17 protein-coding genes are annotated in these 21307 nt (G+C 41.5%); 6 read left to right on the forward strand and 11 right to left on the reverse strand.

Annotated features, from left to right (window positions below; all coding sequences use genetic code 11):
• The first annotated feature begins 28 nt into the window (after positions 1-28).
• Entirely contained in the window at positions 29-1648 is a 1620-nt protein-coding gene (locus EJ103_RS16080; protein WP_126008599.1) for a glucan biosynthesis protein G, read from the forward strand.
• Positions 1620-3581 (forward strand): glucans biosynthesis glucosyltransferase MdoH, encoded by a 1962-nt coding sequence (gene mdoH / locus EJ103_RS16085; protein ID WP_031289970.1) that lies wholly within the window; start codon positions 1620-1622, stop codon positions 3579-3581. The genes EJ103_RS16080 and mdoH overlap by 29 nt, the downstream gene beginning before the upstream one ends.
• A 355-nt stretch (positions 3582-3936) precedes the next feature.
• Here the strand turns inward: mdoH and fusA are convergent, their stop codons facing one another.
• From fusA to ylqF, 8 genes are all read right to left on the reverse strand, one after another.
• Complete coding sequence (gene fusA / locus EJ103_RS16090; RefSeq protein ID WP_126008601.1) at positions 3937-6021, reverse strand: elongation factor G; 2085 nt, start codon at positions 6019-6021, stop codon at positions 3937-3939.
• 206 nt (positions 6022-6227) lie between these two features.
• Entirely contained in the window at positions 6228-6953 is a 726-nt protein-coding gene (locus tag EJ103_RS16095) for a response regulator (RefSeq protein WP_004587464.1), read from the reverse strand.
• 16 nt (positions 6954-6969) lie between these two features.
• Positions 6970-8592: a sensor histidine kinase gene (locus tag EJ103_RS16100; RefSeq protein WP_126008603.1), complete on the reverse strand. Its 1623-nt coding sequence runs from the start codon at positions 8590-8592 to the stop codon at positions 6970-6972.
• 11 nt (positions 8593-8603) lie between these two features.
• On the reverse strand, positions 8604-10145 hold the full coding sequence (locus tag EJ103_RS16105) for a tripartite tricarboxylate transporter permease (RefSeq protein WP_064385956.1): 1542 nt from the start codon (positions 10143-10145) through the stop codon (positions 8604-8606).
• A gap of 3 nt (positions 10146-10148) precedes the next feature.
• Positions 10149-10616 (reverse strand): tripartite tricarboxylate transporter TctB family protein, encoded by a 468-nt coding sequence (locus tag EJ103_RS16110; protein ID WP_004587461.1) that lies wholly within the window; start codon positions 10614-10616, stop codon positions 10149-10151.
• A gap of 11 nt (positions 10617-10627) precedes the next feature.
• On the reverse strand, positions 10628-11599 hold the full coding sequence (locus tag EJ103_RS16115) for a tripartite tricarboxylate transporter substrate-binding protein (RefSeq protein ID WP_126008605.1): 972 nt from the start codon (positions 11597-11599) through the stop codon (positions 10628-10630).
• 11 nt (positions 11600-11610) lie between these two features.
• A complete protein-coding gene (locus EJ103_RS16120; protein ID WP_126008607.1) occupies positions 11611-12852 on the reverse strand; it encodes a porin in 1242 nt (413 codons plus the stop codon).
• Positions 12853-13417: 565 nt separating this feature from the next.
• Positions 13418-14362 carry a ribosome biogenesis GTPase YlqF gene (gene ylqF / locus EJ103_RS16125; RefSeq protein ID WP_054983594.1) on the reverse strand — a complete coding sequence of 315 codons (945 nt, stop codon included), beginning with the start codon at positions 14360-14362 and terminating at the stop codon, positions 13418-13420.
• A gap of 91 nt (positions 14363-14453) precedes the next feature.
• On the opposite strand from ylqF, the gene EJ103_RS16130 reads away from it, so the two are divergent.
• Together EJ103_RS16130 and EJ103_RS16135 are read left to right on the forward strand one after the other, a co-directional pair.
• Positions 14454-14990, forward strand: a complete 537-nt coding sequence (locus EJ103_RS16130; RefSeq protein ID WP_126008609.1) for a YaeQ family protein — start codon at positions 14454-14456, stop codon at positions 14988-14990.
• Between the two features lie 17 nt (positions 14991-15007).
• The gene (locus EJ103_RS16135) at positions 15008-15613 is read left to right on the forward strand and encodes an alpha/beta hydrolase (protein ID WP_004585990.1); all 606 of its coding nucleotides are present in this window, start codon (positions 15008-15010) and stop codon (positions 15611-15613) included.
• On the opposite strand, the gene EJ103_RS16140 is transcribed toward EJ103_RS16135, so the two are convergent.
• Positions 15610-15819 carry a hypothetical protein gene (locus EJ103_RS16140; protein ID WP_055015542.1) on the reverse strand — a complete coding sequence of 70 codons (210 nt, stop codon included), beginning with the start codon at positions 15817-15819 and terminating at the stop codon, positions 15610-15612. The genes EJ103_RS16135 and EJ103_RS16140 overlap by 4 nt on opposite strands.
• Before the next feature lie 346 nt (positions 15820-16165).
• Here EJ103_RS16140 and EJ103_RS16145 point away from each other — a divergent pair, with 346 nt between their 5' ends.
• Complete coding sequence (locus EJ103_RS16145) at positions 16166-16639, forward strand: Dps family protein (RefSeq protein WP_126008611.1); 474 nt, start codon at positions 16166-16168, stop codon at positions 16637-16639.
• Between the two features lie 282 nt (positions 16640-16921).
• Here EJ103_RS16145 and EJ103_RS16150 read toward each other — a convergent pair whose 3' ends face one another.
• Positions 16922-19864 carry a TonB-dependent receptor gene (locus tag EJ103_RS16150; protein WP_029772910.1) on the reverse strand — a complete coding sequence of 981 codons (2943 nt, stop codon included), beginning with the start codon at positions 19862-19864 and terminating at the stop codon, positions 16922-16924.
• Positions 19865-20106: 242 nt separating this feature from the next.
• On the opposite strand from EJ103_RS16150, the gene EJ103_RS16155 reads away from it, so the two are divergent.
• A complete protein-coding gene (locus EJ103_RS16155) occupies positions 20107-20862 on the forward strand; it encodes a LytTR family DNA-binding domain-containing protein (RefSeq protein ID WP_126008613.1) in 756 nt (251 codons plus the stop codon).
• A 17-nt stretch (positions 20863-20879) separates the two neighbouring features.
• Here the strand turns inward: EJ103_RS16155 and EJ103_RS16160 are convergent, their stop codons facing one another.
• On the reverse strand, positions 20880-21278 hold the full coding sequence (locus EJ103_RS16160; RefSeq protein WP_126008615.1) for a hypothetical protein: 399 nt from the start codon (positions 21276-21278) through the stop codon (positions 20880-20882).
• Positions 21279-21307 lie beyond the last annotated feature (29 nt).

The raw sequence follows: 21307 nt of genomic DNA on the forward strand, positions 1-21307 counted from the left end.
TAAGTCGTGTTTTTATAAAGGAATGGAAATGAAACAATTAACCCAAACACCTCCTACTTGGCAGAAAAAAGCAACGCCATTATTGGGTCTACTTTTTATTTTTTCTGGCTGGGGCTATAGCACGCAGGCAATAGCAGCAAGTGTTGATGCAGCAATTCCGCAAGAAAGCCTATTTGAAGTAATAAGCGCCCGCGCTAAAAAACTAGCCGAACAAGAATATGCACCTCCAAAAAATATAGAGCTAGAAGCATTAAATAACATTGATTACCAAGATTACCGCTCAATTCGATTTAAGCAGGACAAATCAGTGTGGAAAGATGAAGGCCTGTATGAGCTACAACTCTTTCACCCTGGTTTTTTATATAAAACACCGGTAACAATTAATACCGTAGAAGGTGATTCAAAACGTAACCGCCTACCTTTCAGTACTGATTTTTATCAATACGATGGCACAGCCGCCCCTTTAAAAGACGAAATAGCAAAAAGCGTAGCCGGCACACAACTAGGCCATGCAGGCTTTCGCTTACATTACCCAATTAACACAAACGAATACAAAGATGAGGTAATGGTGTTTCAAGGGGCCTCTTATTTTAGAGTTGTTGGCCCTAATCAAGTATATGGTTTATCAGCACGCGGGCTAGCAATCGATACCGCCGAAACATCGGGTGAAGAGTTCCCTATGTTTAAAGAGTTTTGGCTTGTTAAGCCCCAGGCTGAGCAAACTAACATCACTATTTTTGCATTGCTTGATAGCCCTTCGGTATCTGGTGCTTACAAATTTGATATTGACCCAACAACCAGCATGTTAGTTGATGTTGATATGCAAATTTTCGCCCGTAAAGATATTAAAAAGCTAGGCGTAGCCCCTTTAACAAGTATGTTTTACCACGGTGAAAACAGCACTAAGTTTTTTGATGACTACCGCCCAGAAGTGCATGACTCAGACGGCTTGTTAACACAGTCAGCTGATAACAAATGGGTATGGCGCCCGCTTAACAACCCAACACAGTTAAGCGTTACGTCGTTTTCATACACCAACCCTAAGGGGTTTGGTTTAGCACAGCGTGACCGTGACTTTAACAATTACCTAGACACTGAAGCGCACTACCACGACCGTCCAAGTCTGTGGATAGAGCCAAAAGGTGAATGGGGAAATGGCCGAGTTGAGCTAGTAGAAATACCAACAGACACAGAAACGAACGACAATATAGTGAGTTACTGGGTGCCTGAAAAGCCAATGAAAGCTGGTGATTCATTAAAGCTAAGCTACAAAATGAGCACCTTTAACGCCCATTTAACTCAACACCAAAAGGCGCGTGTAACACGCACGCGTATTGGTAGCGCAGCGCTGCCAGGTGAAGATAGCCCACCACCGCAAAGCCATCGCCAGTTTACCGTTGACTTTGCAGGCCCCGATTTAAACAACCTGTCTGAAAAGCTAACACTTGAAGCCGACATTCAGCTAACAACAGGTGAAGTAAGAGATGTAACAGTGCAAAAACTTCCTAAATCTCTTGGTTGGCGAGTAGCGTTTAAAATTGCACCACAGGACGATCAACCCGTAGATATGCGTTTATCGTTAAAACTTCGTGATAAAGAAATTAGTGAGGTATGGAGCTATGTTTGGTACCCAAATGACATCAAGTAATAAAGGAAAGGGCACACCAATGCCATTCAAAACACTGCGCGTATGGTTATTTGCTATTGCAGCACTCACTGTTTCAGGGTACGGCATCTCCATTATGTTTGAAATTTTAAGCTCAAACGGAATGACCTTGCTTGAATACGCGCTATTGGTTTTATTTTCAATAACCTTTGCATGGATTGTTACGGCATTTTGTAGCGGCACGATAGGATTTGTACTGCAATTATTTCGTATTGACCCGCTCACCCTAAGACGCATTAAGCCTATTGAATTTGACAATACCGCGCTTGCACAGCAAAAAACAGCGGTAGTTATGCCTATTTATAACGAAGACACGCACCGTGTTATTGCCGGCTTTGAAGTGAGCTTACAATCGCTAAAAGAGACAGGGCAACTTGCCAATTTTGACTTTTATTTACTTAGCGACACGCAAGATCCTGAAATAGCACAAAACGAGCTAAGCGCTTGGCATGCTTTATGTGAGCGTTTAGGCGATACCGCAAAACAGGTTTTCTATCGTCGTCGCGAAGATAACAAGCACCGTAAAGTAGGTAACTTAACCGACTTTTGCGAGCGCTGGGGCAGCCAATACGATCACATGATTGTACTTGATGCCGACAGCGTAATGACGGGTAAATGTATGCTAGAGCTGACCACAAGCATGATCAACAACCCGCAAGCTGGCTTAATTCAAACTATCCCTATTCCAGTTCGTCAAGACACCTACTTTGGTCGTTTTTTACAATTTGCCTCAGTGCTTTACAGCCCAATGCTGGCAACGGGGTCTGCTTTTTGGCAAACCGACAAAGCTAATTATTGGGGCCACAATGCCATTATTCGTGTTGAAGCATTTATTAACTATTGTGGTTTACCTACGCTTGAAGGCAATGCCCCCTTTGGTGGCGAAATTTTAAGTCATGACTTTGTAGAAGCTTCACTACTGCACAGTGCAGGCTGGGATGTTTTATTACTTAGCGATATTGAAGGTAGCTACGAAGAAGTACCAAGTAACATTTTAGATTATGCCATACGCGACAGACGTTGGGTGCAAGGTAACATTCAGCACCTTGGCTTATTAGGCTCGTCTAAATTAAAGTTAATGAGTAAGTTTCACTTTTTATTAGGCGCAACCGCTTATATTTCATCACTTATTTGGTTATCTATGCTGGCACTAAGCACCATAGATGCGGTAACACGTGCATTAAATAGCGATGTGTACTTTAATCGGGTTTATCAGTTATTCCCAACGTGGCAAATAGCTAAAACAGACCTAATTGATTCACTACTTTATTTAACCATTATTATATTATTGGTGCCTAAATTAATGGGTGTAATTGTCACGCTAGTGCACAGAAATAAGCGCTTTGGCGGCTCGTTTAAATTAATACTAGGCTCAATAATAGAGACTGTATTTGCCATTATTGTGGCACCACTTATGATGGTGTTTCATGCTTACTTTGTAGTGTGTGTATTTTTGGGTAAAAAAGTTAAGTGGGATGCACAACCGCGCGAAGGCCGCATGGTACCGTGGAAAGAAGCGTTTAATTACACACTATTTTCTACCTTGGTTGCCATAGTATGGGGCGCTACAGCCTATTACTTTACGCCAGTGTTCTTTTGGTGGTTATCGCCTATATTACTTGGTCTATTACTTGGAGCGCCAATAATACGCTACACCAGTAGCATTAAGTTAGGTGTGCAGCTGCGTAAAATGGGAATATTTATTTGCCCTAGCGAAGTTGATAACGACCCTATGCTAAACAACCTTAAAGTGCATTTAAAAGAGATTTCGGTACCAGAGCCTGGGCAATACCCTAAAACGGTGCCAGCCCTGCCACAAGAGCATTTAGTGGTTATGCCAATACAAAGCTTTAATAAGCCTCGCTTGCCAAAGATGAAAGCGCTAAGAGCTAAAGCAATTAAGAAGTTTAATTAGCGCAATGGGCACGCACTAAATACAAAAAGGAGCATGATTGCTCCTTTTTTTATACCTAAAATAAGCCGCTATACAACTTCCCTTTCTTAAATAGCACCTCACTAAACCATGTGTAACTTACTGTATTAAGTGAGCGCTCTTACGCACTTTGTGCGAAACTAAGCAACCATTGCTCCTACAGTCACTTCAGCTTTAATTAAAGCATGTATAGCTCACCGCTTTAAGCAGCCTTTTATTTAGGCTGCCAATGTTGGTATTACTGTTTTTGAGAGACGCTAACTCAAAGAGTAATTAAATCGTAGGCAATAAAAAACCCGCAACATGTGCGGGTTTTTTTAAAGAGTTACAGAGCTAATTACTTAGCTGCTTTTTTCTCTTTTTCTGCAGCGATTACAGTGTCAGCTACGTTTTGTGGACATGCTGCGTAGTGTGAGAACTCCATAGAGAACTGACCACGACCTGATGTCATTGTACGTAGTGAACCGATGTAACCAAACATTTCTGATAACGGAACGTCAGCTTTAATGCGAACGCCAGTTAAACCAGCTTCTTGGTCGCTTAGCATACCACGACGACGGTTAAGGTCACCGATTACGTCACCAACGTGATCTTCTGGCGTGAACACGTCAACTTTCATGATTGGCTCAAGAAGTTGTGCGCCCGCTTTAGGGATCGATTGACGGAAAGCGCCTTTAGCAGCGATTTCGAATGCGATTGCAGATGAATCCACGGCGTGGAAGCCACCGTCGAAAAGCTCTACTTCAACGTCAAGTACTGGGAAGCCAGCTAGAACACCTTCGTTCATCATTGACTTGAAGCCTTTCTCAACTGCAGGCCAGAATTCTTTCGGTACGTTACCACCAACAACTGATGAAGTGAACGTGAAGCCTGAATTCGCTTCGCCTGGCTTGATGCGGTAATCAATTTTACCGAACTGACCAGAACCACCAGATTGTTTCTTATGCGTGTAGCTATCTTCGATTTCACGAGTAATAGTTTCACGGTAAGCAACCTGTGGTTGACCAACAATAAGGTCTACGCCGTAAGTACGCTTAAGGATATCTACTTTGATATCTAAGTGAAGCTCACCCATACCTTTAAGGATAGTTTCGCCTGAATCTTCATCAGTCTCAACTTGGAAAGACGGATCTTCTGCAACCATTTTACCGATAGCAATACCCATTTTCTCATTACCGCCTTTATCTTTAGGCTGTACAGCAATCGAGATTACTGGAGTTGGGAATACCATTGGCTCAAGTGTTACTGGGTGCTTAGGATCACAAAGAGTGTGACCAGTTTGCACGTTCTTCATACCAACGATAGCGATGATATCGCCCGCTTGCGCTGAAGTAAGCTCTTTACGATCATCAGCTTGCATCTCAACCATACGGCCAACACGCTCAGTTTTACCAGTAAATGCATTAAGGATAGTGTCACCCTTGTTAAGCTTACCAGAGTAAATACGTACGAATGTTAACGCACCAAAACGGTCATCCATGATTTTGAATGCTAACGCTTTGAAAGGTTCGTCTGCAGATACAATTGCGTGCTCGCCGTTTTCGTTACCTTCTTCATCCATAAGAGGTTGAGGATCAACTTCTGTAGGAGCTGGTAAGTAATCAACAACAGCATCAAGGATTAATTGCATACCTTTGTTTTTGAATGCAGAACCACAGTATGTAGGGAAGAACGCAAGGTCACGAGTACCTTTACGGATACAACGCTTGATATCTTCAACTGAAGGCATTTCACCTTCCATGTACGCTTCCATTAGGTCATCGTCTTGCTCTACAGCAGTTTCAACTAGGAACTCATGGTATTCATCAGTTTTTTCTACCATGTCCGCAGGAACGTCAACAATTGAGTAGTTCTCAGGAAGACCGGTCTCATCCCAAACATATGCTTGTTTGTTTAAAACGTCTACAACACCTACGAATTCGTCTTCAATACCAATTGGTAAAGTCATAACTAATGGAACAGCACCAAGTACTTTTTGTACTTGCTCAGTTACACGGTAAAAATCAGCACCCATACGGTCTAATTTATTTACGAAAATAATACGTGCAACACCTGATTCGTTCGCGTAGCGCCAGTTAGTTTCTGATTGTGGCTCAACACCACCAGAACCACAGAATACACCCACACCGCCATCTAATACTTTAAGTGAACGGTAAACTTCAACTGTGAAGTCAACGTGTCCAGGAGTATCGATAACGTTGAAACGGTGATCTTTCCAGAAACAGCTTACTGCCGCAGACTGGATAGTAATACCGCGCTCAGCTTCTTGCTCCATGAAATCGGTAGTAGACTCACCATCATGTGTCTCACCGCTTTTGTGGATTGTACCTGTAAGCTTTAGGATACGCTCAGTAGTTGTGGTTTTACCCGCATCAACGTGCGCGAAAATACCAATGTTTCTGTACTTCGATAAATCTGCCATTAATTTTACTCTTAATAAAGTCGATAAATTATTCGGCGGGAGTATAGCATTACTTAAAGCGAACATCACCATACAAGTCGCTTAAAATGCAATCAATTCAATAAAATTTTTCTAGATTTACATCAAGCACTGGTTAAATAGCACTGATTATTATGTAACCCATTGAAAATATTATGTTTTATTCTTGTAATCTGAAGGACACTCAGTTACTTAATTATTTTGTAACAACGCTCTGGCCTCCCTATACTACCGTAGCTTTGATCAGCACTTAACTTTTCAGACTCTAATAAAAACTCTAAATAGCGACGAGCAGTTGAGCGGCTTACCCCCACTAAATCGCCCATTTGCTGAGCAGTAAATGCACTTGAATCATGCTGTACGAATGCATCATGGATTTTTTGCAATGTAAGTTGGTCAACGCCTTTGGGCAGCCTAATAGCACCCTGCTTTTTCTCTTTTGAGCCGAATAACACATCAACCATTGATTGGGTCACTTCATTTGCATCAGAAAAACACTGTTGACGCGCCTCAAAGCGCGAAAGAGCTTGATCTAATCTATTTAACATTAACGGTTTAACTAAAAAGTCACAGGCACCAAGTTGCATTGCTTTTTCAAGTGTTTCAACTTCTTTGGCAGCCGTTAGTAGCATCACTTCGCTCTTAATTTCACGACGCCGTAAATCTGATAATAAATCGAGTCCGTTACCATCAGGTAAATGTATATCGAGTAAAATAAGATCTGCCTCTATCGCTTGCAACAGAGCTGTTGCAGTACTTAAATTACCTGCAATTCCAACCACTTGGTACTGTCCTTGGCGTAAACTCTGTTTTGCAATTTGACTTCCCGCAGCGCCCCCCGGCAGTAATAAGTACTGGGCAATTAGCTGTGCAACTTCAACTTCGTCTTCAATTATAATTACAGAATAGGTCATTGCTTAATTACTCTTATTATTTTGGAATATAAACACTTAACCGCGCCCCTAATAAATCCGACTCACCAATTTCTAAACTACCACGGCAGGAGTCCAAATTGGTTTTTACTAAGTACAAACCAATACCGTGTTGCGCCCCAGACTTAGAACTAAATTGAGGCGTAAAAATGACTTCATGATCAGAGCCTAAACCAAACCCTGTATCTTCCACATCAAACAATAAAGTTTGACTGGTTTCGTCAACTGTTACCCTTACTTTAGCAGGGCGAGTATCAGATGCTCTAATAGCAGCTTCAATGGCGTTATCTATTAAATTGCCTAAAATAGAAACCACTCGTTCAAGCATATCCTTACGTTCTATAACACCAAGCAAACTATCTTGGTTAAGCTCAAGAGCAACATTAAGCTCTCGTGCTTTGTGGTATTTTCCCACCAATAAACCAGCTAATACGGGGTCTTGAATCCGCTCAAGTAAGTTGTGAATTTGTGCTTGAGAACCCTGACTTTCCTGCCCTATAAGTTCAATTGCTTGCTCGTTTTTGCCCATTTGTACTAAAGCACCAATTAGGTTTAATTTATTCGAGTAATCATGTGTTTGAACACGAAGTAACTCAGCAAATGCTTGTACTTTTGTTAGCTGCTGGCTTAAATATTCCAGTTCATCAGACGGGCGCATACTGAGCAAAATACCATCATCCTGACCTTGAACTTGTAAAGAAAACCGCGACAAAATAATTCGTTTATCTGCAGCAAATAACTCAAACCCAACAATTTTGCGGCTTTGATTGCGCAGTAAAAACTCAGCATGCTCAGGCAATAGGTCTTCTAGAGTAAGGTTTTTATGGATTGTAGATGTAGGCTTATCAAGAATTTCACAGGCACGTTGATTTAGTTTACGCACGGTTCCATCAGGCTCCAGTGCAATAATGCCGCTACGAACAGTATTTAAAATAGCATCCTGCTCTGAAAATAATCTTGCTATTTCATCTGGTTGCAAACCAAATATAGCATTACGTACTCGTTGACCAATATAAACCGCGGCAATAATACTTAAACCAACAAGCATCAGCCCCCAAATAAGTATTTCAGCACTACGAGATAAAATAAGCGGATCAATTGATTGCACCAAAAAACCAACAGACACTAGGCCTATAATTTCATTGTTAGCATTATATACAGGTACTTTACCGCGAATTGACTCCCCCATGCTGCCATGAGCTACCGATATATAGCGCTCGCCTTGAAGGGCCTCCTGACTATCACCTCCAACCATAGGTTTGCCAACTTTGTGCTCATCAGGATGTATAATACGCAGTGCATTAATATCGCCAACCACTATAAAATCAGCGCTTGTTAGCTCCGTAAGGCTTTCTATTTGCAAATTAAATGCTGTTAAATCACCTTTTCCCTCTAACGCATTTATTACATCAGTTCGTGTTGCGACACTACTTGCTACAGCGAGTGCTTTATCACCTATGTGATTATGTAAACTTTGCGCCGTAAGCTGATACACCAACGCCCCAAACAATATTGCTTGTAAAACACATAGCCCAGTTACCCAAATAATTAAACGTGTTTCTAATCTTTTAGGTTTTTTTACCATGCTCTGCAATGGGCTTGGTTTGTTGGTGTTTGTCATTAACGTCCTTATTAAGCTTGCTCTTGCTGTAACCTAGAAGCTGTTTTATCCGCACGGCGCTGCTTCAAATAATCTTTTAATGGGAACAACAACACTAAAATAGAAAGTATAAAAATACTTAATGTGAGTGGCCTATCCCATAAAAAGCTTAAAGAGCCATCCGAAATCATCATTGAGCGACGAAAGTTTCGCTCAATCATATCGCCTAAAATAAAGCCAAGTAACAAAGGAGCCATTGGAAAGGCCAATAGGCGTAATATTAACGCAACCAAGGCAACACCAACCATCATAAATAAGTCGAATGTGTTAAACGACACCAAGTACACGCCTATTAAACTAAAGAACAAAATCATAATGGTTAATACCGACTTTGGCATTGCCAATACTTTTGCAAAATAAGGAATGAGAGGTAAGTTTAAAATCAATAAAACAATGTTGCCAAAATACATGCTTACAATGACAGACCAAAATACACTTGGGTTTTCTTGCATGAGCATAGGGCCTGGCTGAATACCATACGCTATTAATGCTCCTAGCATTATGGCCGTCGTGCCAGAGCCAGGAATCCCCAATGTTAATAAAGGTACAAATGAGCCTGTGCATGCTGCATTATTTGCAGACTCAGGAGCGGCAAGACCACGTAAAGAGCCTTTTCCAAATTTTTCTTTTAGGCCTTTAGGTGCCAAATTTCGCTCAGTGGCATAGGCCATAAAGCTTGCAATAGTGGCTCCTGCGCCAGGTAAAACACCAACAATAAATCCTAAAAATGACGAACGGCCAACAACCGGCGCCATATCTTTAACTTCGTCTTTTGTTAATTTAGTTGAACCTATTTGCGGCGTATCTGAATCATTAAGACTTTTAGCATCTTTCTTCTCTGGCTTAACAACATTAATTAATGCCTCAGCAAGTGCAAACGTTGCCATTGCAATTAATAAAAAGCTAATACCATCGAGTAAGTCGGCTTGTCCAAAGGTAAATCGCTCGGTGCCCGAGGATGGATCTATACCTACCGTTGCCAGCATTAAACCAAATACTGTCATCATCATTGCTTTTAAAAATTGGCCTTTATTTGAAAATGCAGCAATAGCTGTTAAACCTAAAAACATTAGCACAACATAATCAGGAGATTGAAAGCTCAACGACACCTTTGCTAGTAGAGGTGCGGCAACCATAAGTAGTATGGCGCCTATAGTTCCACCTATAAATGAGGAGTAAGCGGCAATAGCCAAGGCTTTACCAGCATGCCCTTGCTTTGCTAACGGATAACCATCAAAAGATGAAGCCACCGTACCCGCCACCCCTGGCGCATTTATTAAAATGGATGATGTAGAGCCACCAAAAATAGCGCCATAATAAACCCCAGCCATTAAAATCATCCCTGAATCAGCACCTATGCTGTAAGTAATAGGGATCATCAATGCAATAGCAGTTATTGGCCCAAGCCCAGGTAACATACCAATAAAAGTACCCACCAAACAGCCTGCTATCACGTACATTAAATTATTAAAGTCGAGCACGGTCGACAAACCAAGCATAATTCCATCAAACATAACTTAACTCCATAAATCGCCCGGAACCAAGTAAATACCTAATACTTGAGTCATCAAAAACCAAAACACTACGGCAACAGGAATAGAGGCAAACAATAGAATCTTCTTGCGCCTTTCACCCATTACAAAAAAACCCGCTAATAAAAAGGCGCTGGTCGAGATTAAAAAGCCAACAGGCTCCAACATTGCACTATAAATCACCATTAAAACTAATAAGCCTAAAGTTCGTACAACATGCGACTTTTCTAGAGGCTGGTTTTCTGCCGCTTTTTCGTTTGGCTTAAGCAAAGTAGAACCGATAGAAAGCAAGCACACCACAATGCCAAAAGCTGCGTATACTTTTGGTAATGTAGCAGAAGTAACCGTTTCGTACTCTTCAAATGGTAATAGTGGAATTTGCCACGCCACAATGGCGTAGAGTGTAAATAGCGCCAAGAATAAACTTGGCCCTAGTAGTTCGCGATTCATCATAAAAACCTCGATTAATCCGCTTTACGAATAAAGCCAAGCTCTTGCATTACCACTTTAAGCTGCGCTTCTTGTTTTTCGAGTGACTGGATAAATTCATCTTTTTCTTGAAAGAGATTTAACCAGCCATTTCGTGCGCGAACAGTTTCCCACTCAGGAGTTGATTGTAATTTACGAAGTTTCTCGGTGTATTGAGCAAGTTTATCGGCAGGTAAATTAGGAGCAGCAAAAAAGCCGCGCCAATTAACAAACTCCATATCGTAACCCATCGACTTTAACGTAGGTATTTTAGGGTAATCCGCTAAAGCTTCTGGCGATGTAACTGCTAACACCCTCGCCTGCCCGCCATTTGCAACTTCTAACGCCTCGCTTAAACCGGTAGAAAGTAAGTTTACTTCACCAGAGAGTAAACCAGCTTTTGCTTTACCACCGCCATCGTAAGGAATGTAACGAATTCTGCGGCCATCAACCCCGCCTGCTTTAGCCGCTTGTGCAGCAACTAAGTGATCCATACTGCCACGGGCAGAACCACCCGCTACTTTAATTGAGCTTGGGTCTTCTTTAAGCGCTTTAATAACATCCTGCCAGGTTTTATAGGGCGAATCGTTACGAACAACAAAGGCACCAAAATCAGCAATCATATTGGCTACGGGAGTTAAATCTCGGTAGCTATAGGGAATTTTCCCCGTTAAGGCGCGCAATACAATAGGCGTTGAATTAACCATTAATATATCGCCTTTTTTAGTACCTGATTCTATTAAGTAGGCAATGGCGCGCCCGCCGCCGCCGCCCGACATATTCTGAAAAGACGCATTATTATCAATGCCTGCTTTTACTAAACCTTCACCTACACCGCGCGCAGTTGTATCCCATCCGCCACCTGGGCCTGCTGGTACTAAAAAGTGAATATCGGCCAATGCCATAGGGCTGCTTAGTACTAATGATGCCGCTAATAATGTTGTTTTAACTGACTTAAATAATTTCATTGTGTGTCCCCTTAAAATAAATACTGCATACGTGCACTAAATCCCATACCAGAGTCTTCATCACCTACAAGCGCAGCGGTACCTGGGCCATCTACATCGCTATAGATAAGATTGCCCATAAATTTAATGTCACTACTAACGTAATAGCTTGTACCAAGTGTGTAGGTAGTTACTTCGCTACCTTGGTTTTTACTCGTTGCATCCATTTGCGAAACTCGAGCAACTAACTCCCATGCATTTTTAATATTTTTAGGTTGTACAAATAGTGCAGAGCCAGCTTTATACTGTCGTTGCTCAACCCCTAAAAAGTAACTTGCTGAGATATGAAAGCCGTCAAAGCGCTCGCCATCTAGATCATCGCTGCTATTGAGCGCATCTAAAGCACGGCTTGCGTATTCTGCCTCTAATGTTAAAGAGTCAGCCTGAAAAGCAAATTCAAGCCCAGACTGCAATAAGCTATCCAGTGCTACCGCTGTGCCGCCTGTAGCATAATTAACAAGGCGTACATTAGTTTCGCGCACTTCACCACGCGCAAAACGCTCGCCTAGTTCATTGCCACCCATATCACGGTATGAATGCCATGCACCTAAATGAATCACGTCACCAGGTGCTGCACTTGACCACGTAGCACGCCCTGTAATAGCAAGCGTTAGACGGTCGTTTTCATCGTTACCCGTTGCACCAAAGGCATCATTTTTATAAACCCCAACGGCATATCGAAAGCCTGAGTCTTTAAAGTATTGATAAGCAGATACGCCCCAACGGAAAAAAGGCGAGAAAGTATTAGCAAGCGTACTACGCTCAATAGTATTAATGTGCTTTGAGCTAGTAAGTGCGTTTAGCGACATGTCTTCACGGATTTTACCCGCTTTAATTTTAAGACCGTTTTCAAAGGCGTAACGCACGCGGGCAAGTACAATTTCGGCATCCCCTTCGCCAAATTCTAAAAGTAATTTGTGATCCCAGTTTCCATGCTCGCTCTCTACGTAGGTACGAATACGACGAGGGAAGAAGTCGCTTCCACCTGAGCCATCATTGCCTGCGTTATAGGCACCTTCAAAATAGTTGTAATCAAGCTGTACTCGTCCTCCAAACTCCAAATTAAAGCCACTTGATGTTTTTAAAGAGTTAACTTCTTTTTGCAATGCATCTAATTGTGCTTGTAGTTTTTGAGTATCGTTATCGGCTAAAGCTGATGTGCTAGCCAACGCTGCTGTAATTGCTAAAGCGAGCTGTGTGTTACTTGCTTTCATTATTTTCTCCACGCTGTGTTTGTATCTTTATTGTCAGGTAGATAAGCGACGACAAACTGCTATCTAAAGCGCAGCTTATTGTTAACGTGAAATTAACGAAATATTTTGAGGGAAAGGTGCATTGATGACGGTAAAGTACATTTTGTTCATAAAAACCATGAACAAAATAGACATAAACAAAAATTAATAAGAAGGGTAGTGAAGTACACCTATGCGATGACTAAAAAACGCACTCAATAAAATAAGAATTATTTGCATTTAGGTGTTGACAGTTTATTAGATCTAACTGATAATCAATATCAACAAGACGGGAATGCATACCCACTTGTGACGGAATGAACTAATTTGTTTCTCGACCCTGAAACAACGTGTGGCGCACGTAAACAGCTATGGTTACTTGTTATGAACCGCAACGCCCCTTGATGTTGATGATAAGTAACCGCCCTACTATTTTACTTGCTACATTGCTCATATCGGTGACGGTAGATATGAAACTAAAAAAGCCCTTACGGGCTTTTTTTATGTCTGTAATTTAGTAAGTAATATACTCACATAAACTCACATATTAACGGCGGTTTTTACGTGCACGTGCACGGCGCTGTTTTTTCTCTTCTTCTTTAGCGGCTTTTTTGGCCTCTGCAGCGGCGCGTAAGCCAGCTACCATAATTTCTTCTTCTTCACGCATGGCTGGGGTTTCCATGGTAATACGGCCGATAATCCCATCACGTAATTCGTTAATCAGTATTTCAGACATTTTATAGGTGTCTATTTGGTTACCGCCACGAATACAACCACGCTTTTTACCGGCCATTTCTACAAACTCCCAGTCACTTTCTGGCAATTCATCTATTTTATAGCGTGCTTTTAAAAGCTCTGGGTAGGCTTTTAATAAATACTCTGCGGTATAACTTGCCACATCTTCGTATTCAAGCGCTGTATCACGTATTGCACCGGTGGCACCTAAACGATAACCCGAGTTCTCGTTTTCTACTTTAGGCCACAGCATACCTGGCGTGTCGTAAAGCATAATGCCGTCTTCAAGCTTAATACGTTGCTGCGCTTTTGTTACCGCAGGCTCGTTACCCGTTTTTGCAACTATGCGCCCAGCTAATACGTTAATTAACGTTGATTTGCCCACATTTGGAATACCCATGATCATGGCTTTAATTTGCTTATCGGCGCCCACTTTATGTGGCACTAATTTTTTACAAAGCTCATTAATGCGGTGCACCTCAGCGGCTTTATCATGGCCAAACGCGATGGCTTTAACGCCACTTTCTTGCTCAAAATAGTCTTTCCACGCTTGGGTCATTTTAGGGTCGGCTAAATCCGCCTTATTTAAAATTTTGATGACCGGCTTGCCTTCACGAAGCGTAGTTACCATAGGGTTTTCACTACTGTAAGGAATGCGTGCATCAAGCACTTCAATGATCACATCCATTTGCGGCATTATTTCTTTAATCTCATTACGGGCTTTATTCATGTGCCCAGGGAACCACTGGATAGCCATTTTTAACTCCTAACATATAATTTGACGCTATTTTAACTGGCAATTCATTTAATTGCGCTATACTGGCGCAAATTTTTTTAGATTAGATATTATGGCTCTTAAATCTACCATTATTAAAGCGCAATTATCGTTAAGCGATATGGACCGCCACGTGTACCAAGATTTTAATTTAACGTTGGCACAGCATCCCTCTGAAACCGAGCAACGCTTGATGATTCGCTTATTAGCCTATGCGCTAAATAGTTGTGATGGCTTAGAGTTTACCAAAGGCTTAAGTGCCGACGATGAACCTGAGCTTTGGCATGTAAACTACAGTGAAGAGATAGAGCTGTGGATTGAGCTGGGCCTGCCAGATGAAAAGCGTCTTAAAAAAGCCTGCAATAAAGCTAAAAAAGTGGTGCTTTATACCTATGGCGAAAACAACCAAGCTATTTGGTGGCAAAAACATCAACCTAAATTGTACGATTTTAAAAACTTAAGTATTTTTAGCCTTGATTACGCCGCTACTCAGGCACTTGCAGATTTAGCCGACCGCAATATAAAACTTACCATTACCGTTCAAGATGGTGAAGTGTGGGTCAGTTCTGATACGGCTAATATCGAAATAAAACCGCAACAGTTAATGTAAATTGTAGGTAAGGGCGTATGAAAATAAACCACGTTATTGTATTACACGGCCTTTATATGTCGGGCTTTGTTATGCGCCCGCTCTGCTCTCGTCTTGAACAGTCTGGAGTTAAAGTACTGAATCTCACTTACAATACGCTCGACCCTAACTTAAGCACCATATTTAAACAAATTGATGAGTTTATTGGTGATGAGCCCTCTGCATTAGTATGTCACTCTATGGGCGGATTAATTGCCCGCGCCTACTTAGAGGCAGGCACGCCAGCGAGTCACCATGTCACTAAAGTGATTACGCTTGGCACACCCCATCAAGGCAGCCACATAGCGCAAAAGATGAAGCAAAAAGGGTTTGAAACCTTTTTAAAAAACAGCGTCGAGTTTTTACTCACTAAAAATGGTAACTGGCCGTTTAAGGCCAAGCTTTACAGTATTGCTGGCGATTTGCCCATTGGGTTAATGCCGTTAATTGTCAAAGGCAGTCAGTCCGATGGCACCGTTTTACTAGACGAAACCAAGCTTAAAGGCATGGCTGAGCATAAAGTATTTCATTTAAGCCATACCAGTATGATTTACTCTCGCCAAGTGCTTGAATACATTATTAAGTGCCTTAACGAAGCAGCCTAGCCTTCGCCCGCCTCTGCTATTTTATAACTGATTAAAAATATCACCCCCAAAATAAGTGGCATGGGTGCGGCAATGTAGCCAAACGTGTCGGCATTGGCAAAACTTGCGCCTGCTAAATGCGCCACCAGCCCCAATACAAATGCTATAACGGCTATACCTACCACTATTAACTCTGCTTTATTTTGTTTTACTGTTTTTGCATCCATAATCGCTCTCCAATAAATTTAAGATATTTATTTTGCTTGAGTGAATTATGCGCTACAGCCATAAGCATTTACTGATTTAGATCAATACATCAAATAGCCAATATTCAACCTTGTAGAAAACTTGTTTTAGATCATAATTTATCCATGTTTTGTCTTTATTTTATTGTTAAGGGGTAGAATTTTAATAAATTCAACCCATCTATATTGTATGAGTGATTTATTGCGCTGCACGTTATTAATAGTTAAAACCTATTGCATTGACTGGTTTAAACAATTTTACTAATTAATAGCACTGAGCAATAATGATCATCAGTTCATAAATAAACGGTTCATCAAGGAGCAAGGTATGTCACAGGTAAATGCAATTGGTTTAAACAGCGTAAAAAGCGAAGACATTGTTAAGTCACTCAATACATTATTGAGCAGCTACCAAATTCAATATATGAATGCGCGCGGTTTTCATTGGAATATTAAAGGCCGTAACTTTTTTGAATTACACATTAAATTTGAAGAGATTTACAATCTTCTGCTTGAAAAAGTAGATGAAATTGCTGAACGTATTTTAACGTTAGATGGCGCGCCGCTACATGCGTTTTCTGATTACTTAGAAGTAAGTGAAATTAAAGAAGCTAAAAACATTAGCGATGGTACCGCAGCCGTAGAAAACCTATTAGCTGGCTACAGCACTCTAATTAAAATGCAACGTGAAATACTAACTCAAGCAGGTGATGCAGATGATGAAGGTACAGCGTCATTAATGGGTGATTATATTTCAGAGCAAGAAAAACTAGTATGGATGTTAAAAGCGTACTTAGACTAAGCTAAAAAATAAGCCCTCAAAAGGGGAGGGCTACAAATAGGGAGAATCGTAAATTTCTTTGCGATTCGGATACTATATTAGCGCCCCCTATTGACTAAACAACGCCACTGTTACCAGTGGCGTTGTTTTTGGTTTAAGCGGAGCATAAATAATTTTAAAGCAAACTAGCCCACCCTTTTCGCGCTTGCATTAAAAAGCCCCAGCAACGGCTGGGGCTTTTGTTAATACCAGCTCCTTAATTAAGTGAAGCTGGAAAAACTACAATTGTGCAGTATTAACTGCTTAAAATTTACTTCTAAAACCAATATAGAAGGTTTGTCCGATTGGGTCATACGTACCTGCGTCGGTTTCAGTACCTGTGCTTGAGCCACTTACACCTGAAAGTATACGCGGAGGCTCTTTATCAAATAGGTTATTAGCGCCGGCGTATAGCTCTACCGCGTCACTTATATGATAGCTTGCTTGTACATCGTGGTAGGTTACTGAGCCAATACCCACGCCGCCAGCAGGTATACCAAAGCCACTTAAGAATTGATCATCAAAGTCAGCAGCCCCTATGTAGGTCATGCTCCAGTTAAAATCAAAGTCATCAAGCTTATAGCCTAAGTTCCAGTTAGCTTTGTGCTCAGATGCGCCAATTTCACCTGCAAACTCATCTTTATCCGCACCCGGTAACGGAATAGTGTAACCGTCAATCAAGTAAGTGTATGCAAGGCGAGTTCTAAATGCGCCTGGGCCAATATCGGCAGAGTAAGTTAGTGTTAAATCAACACCTTCAGTTCCTAAACCACCACTATTTGATACACCACTGTCAATAAACTCAAGTGACCCTGCGCTATTATTACCAGAAGGGCCGCTACGACGAGTTATAAAGCTACAGAAGCTATCGTCACCACCGCCATAACATTGGTCTAAAATAAATTGGCGCGGTGTAGATACAATCGCATCTGTGATTTCTATATCAAAGTAATCAAGGGTAACGTCAAGGCCCGAAATTAGCTCCTCTGGGGTAAATACCACACCCACAGTCACAGAGTCGCCCACTTCTTCTTTTAAGTCTGGGTTACCACGGTTAAAACCACTAATACCCTGTAAATCAGACTGGTTAAGGGTAAACTCACCGTTTGATGCAATATTATTTGCAACACCTGCATCGGCACGACACGCATCACCTACAGCGCCACCGCCACTGTTTGTAACACCTATACATGGATCGTTTAAACCACTTGGGAAGGTTTGCGAAGGCGGTGAAAATAACTCATCAATATTAGGCGCACGTGTAGAGCGGGCGCGGGTAGCACGAAGGCGCAAGCTATCCATCACTTCCCAATCAACACCTACGTTCCAGCTTTCTGTATTACCTACTGTTGAGTAGTCAGATAAACGGACTGCGGCGTTCATTGTTACCGCATCCAGCACTGGAATGTTAGCCTCAACATAGTATTCAGTTACATCAAAAGAACCTTCGGTTGCAGGAATTGCATTACCGGCATTTAAGCCTGCTTGCTGTAGGGCATCAAATTCACTGCGAGAAAACTCTTCGCGGTATTCAAAACCAGCCGCAATACCTACCATACCCGCAGGCAGCTCAAATAAATCACCTGAGACATTACCGCCAATAATTTCTTGCTCCACCGACGTAGAAAGCGTACTTGGCGCACTAACAAAATCAATTGCACCTTGCGATAGTGAATTAAATCCGTAAATGTTTACTGGCGCACAATTAAAGCCACGTGCTGTTGCATCAATACAAATCGCTTCATCGGTAATGCCATCCGCATCTAAATCTTGGCTATCAATTACCGCCTCTAAACCTTGGCGAAAGCTTTGTACATTTACTAAGCCACCTGATACTTGCGACTCTTTCGTTTTACCGTACACATAGTAGGTATCGTAAAACCAGCTGTCGTTAATCTCACCCTGAAAGCCCACAGCTAAGCGGAATGTATCACGCTCTGCACGGGCACCACGGTTACCTACATCACTTAAACGTTTTGCAAAAAAGATATCTCTAGCACCATCACCGTCGGTGTCTGTTGCTGCATTGTAAATATCATCTGGCACAAAGGCATTTCTGAGCATTTCACCATTTACGTCAAACTCAATTGGCACGCGGCCATTGGCATAAATGTCATCTGAGGCAAACGGAAAAGGCTCTAACTCTGAAATAGTGGTACTAGATGCGTACGTCCCTTCAAAAAAGAAGCTGTGTTTATCTGTTAGCTCGTAACTACCATTTGAGGCAAATAAGTAGCGCTCTGTTGGTATAGCAATGGTACGTACGCCGCTTCGATTAAAGCCGTTGGCATCTATACCATCACCGCCATTGGTGCTAAACGAGTCTTGTAAGTTGTTGTTTGGATCGTAAGTAAAGCGTGTATCGCCTGCATCAAAACGCCCTTGTGGCGGAAATGATGAGAAAAACGGGTTAACGGCTTCAAAAATAGAGCCCGGATTTGCCGCCGGATCGTCTTCAAAATAAATACCTGAAAATTGGTCTACTGCAGAGCGCTCACGATCGCGTGAAAACACGGCTCCTTGGTCTGAGTAGCCTAAGTGGAACATGGCTTGACCTTTGCCATCACCCGTAGTTAAACCCGAGGTAAAAGAAAACTGGCGCGATTCATCATCGCCTTCGCTTGATTCGCCGTATTGGCCTTCAAACTCTACGCCTTCAAAGTCATCTTTTAGTACAAAGTTAACTACACCTGCAACCGCATCAGAGCCATATACTGATGATGCGCCACCGGTCATAATTTCCACGCGCTCAATAAATTGACTAGGAATGGTATTTAAATCAACTGCCGAGCTACCAGGTACACCCGATACATAACGGCGCCCATTCACAAGTACTAAAGTACGGTTTGAACCTAAGTTACGCAAATCAACAGTAGCTACACCCGCGCTTGCAGTTGAAAAGTTAGAGTTAGTACGGCTAATAGCTGGAGAACCAAATGCTGGGTTTTCTAGCAGTAGGTTTTGAATGTTTAAAGAACCCGATGCATCAATTGCCTCGCCACTTACAACCTGTATAGGTGCAGATGACATCGCCTCGGCTGAACGAATACGAGAACCCGTTACTTGCACGCGTTCTATTTTTTCTAGTTCGTCTTCTTCTGCGGCTATACCTTGAAAAGAAAAGCCAGCAAGCACTGTCGCACTAAGTGCTAAAGACAATGAAGATTTTTTAAATGTACGACTATCTAAGTTATTTATTTTTTTCATACTATAATGTCCCTGAAATGTTATTTTTGTAACTGGTTGGTTACAAACATTTCAACATTAAGTGGAATAATTTTAAGACACTATGCGCATTATTTAATAGGCATTTAGTCAGGTACAAACAGCAGGATATATGGGATGAAGGTACTTATCCCAGGTTGTTATAAATTAGATTAAATTTTTTTTAACATTTTTTATTAAATACACGGTCTTTATAACTACACACTCTAGAGATGGATTTTTTTATGATTACTTACTTTCATGCACTCATTAGAGTTAGCACGAGCAAATTTGCAACATTCTTAACTCAGCAGGTGCAAGCTCACCGTCACTTTGATTCGCAAACGCAACTGCCCGAGCAGCGTTTAGATCAAATAGATACCTCTCGTTTTAATGTGCTTTTTTACGAATTATCTAATTTAAATGATCCTACTCAAATAGTGCACCTAACTGAATTGGCTAAAACAATGAAAGTGGTGGTGATTGCTAGGTCGGCTGAATTTGCTAATTTTGCGTTTGAAGTCGGCGCAGTCGATTTTTTAACCGTCGATGCAACCGCTTCAAGGCTTGAAAAATGCTTCGATAAGCTTATTCATTTATGCCCATTAGCCACACAAGCCGAGCGCTTGTTTAAAGCCGCATCTGAAAACGAGCAACCCATTGCTGCACATATTGTTGTTAAAGATGTAGGAAAGGTACGTTTAATAGATATTAACGATATTGTATGGATAAACGGTGCGGGTAATTATGTAGAGCTACACTTTAATGGTAACAGCGCCCCCGTTTTACACCGTGAAACCATGAAAAACATTGAGCAACAGCTAGGGCCTGAAGGTTTTATACGTATTCACCGCTCCACGCTAGTTAGAAAACATGCCATAAAAGAGCTTATGCCAACAGACAGCGGCGACTATAAAGTGAAGCTTAAAAACAATATCTCGTTAAATTTATCAAGAAGGTACAAAAACTGCCTAGAGAGCATTATAAGCCCCGTAGCATAGGGGCTTGTAATGACTATTTACCAGTAGGTTTTAATGTATTCATCGTCTGGGTGTTGTTGTAGGTAACTTTCTGAGTCTTTATAAAAGTTAACTTCAATATCGCTGTTGTTCCAGACCTTCTCGAACATATTTTTAGCAATAATGTTTGCATATAAGTAATCTACGCGTTCGTAGCCACGCTCTTTTACGCTGGCAAAGTACGCCTCTAACGAGTCCATGCTATCTACAGTTATTAACTCAAATTCTTCTAAATTAACCACAACACACTTTACCGCGCCTTTGGGGTGCATACTTAGTTCGTTCACCACGCCATTAGTTAGTAAAGTAATTCCTTCATTATTAAAACTACCCATTAGCTTTAAATACATGGTGGGTGGCTGAGAGCAAATATAAAACTCTCCATGTGCTCCAAACATAAATAACCTTTTATATATCAGTGCTTCAT

This window comes from Pseudoalteromonas sp. Xi13, from assembly GCF_003952205.1.
GTDB classification, from domain to species: domain Bacteria; phylum Pseudomonadota; class Gammaproteobacteria; order Enterobacterales; family Alteromonadaceae; genus Pseudoalteromonas; species Pseudoalteromonas atlantica.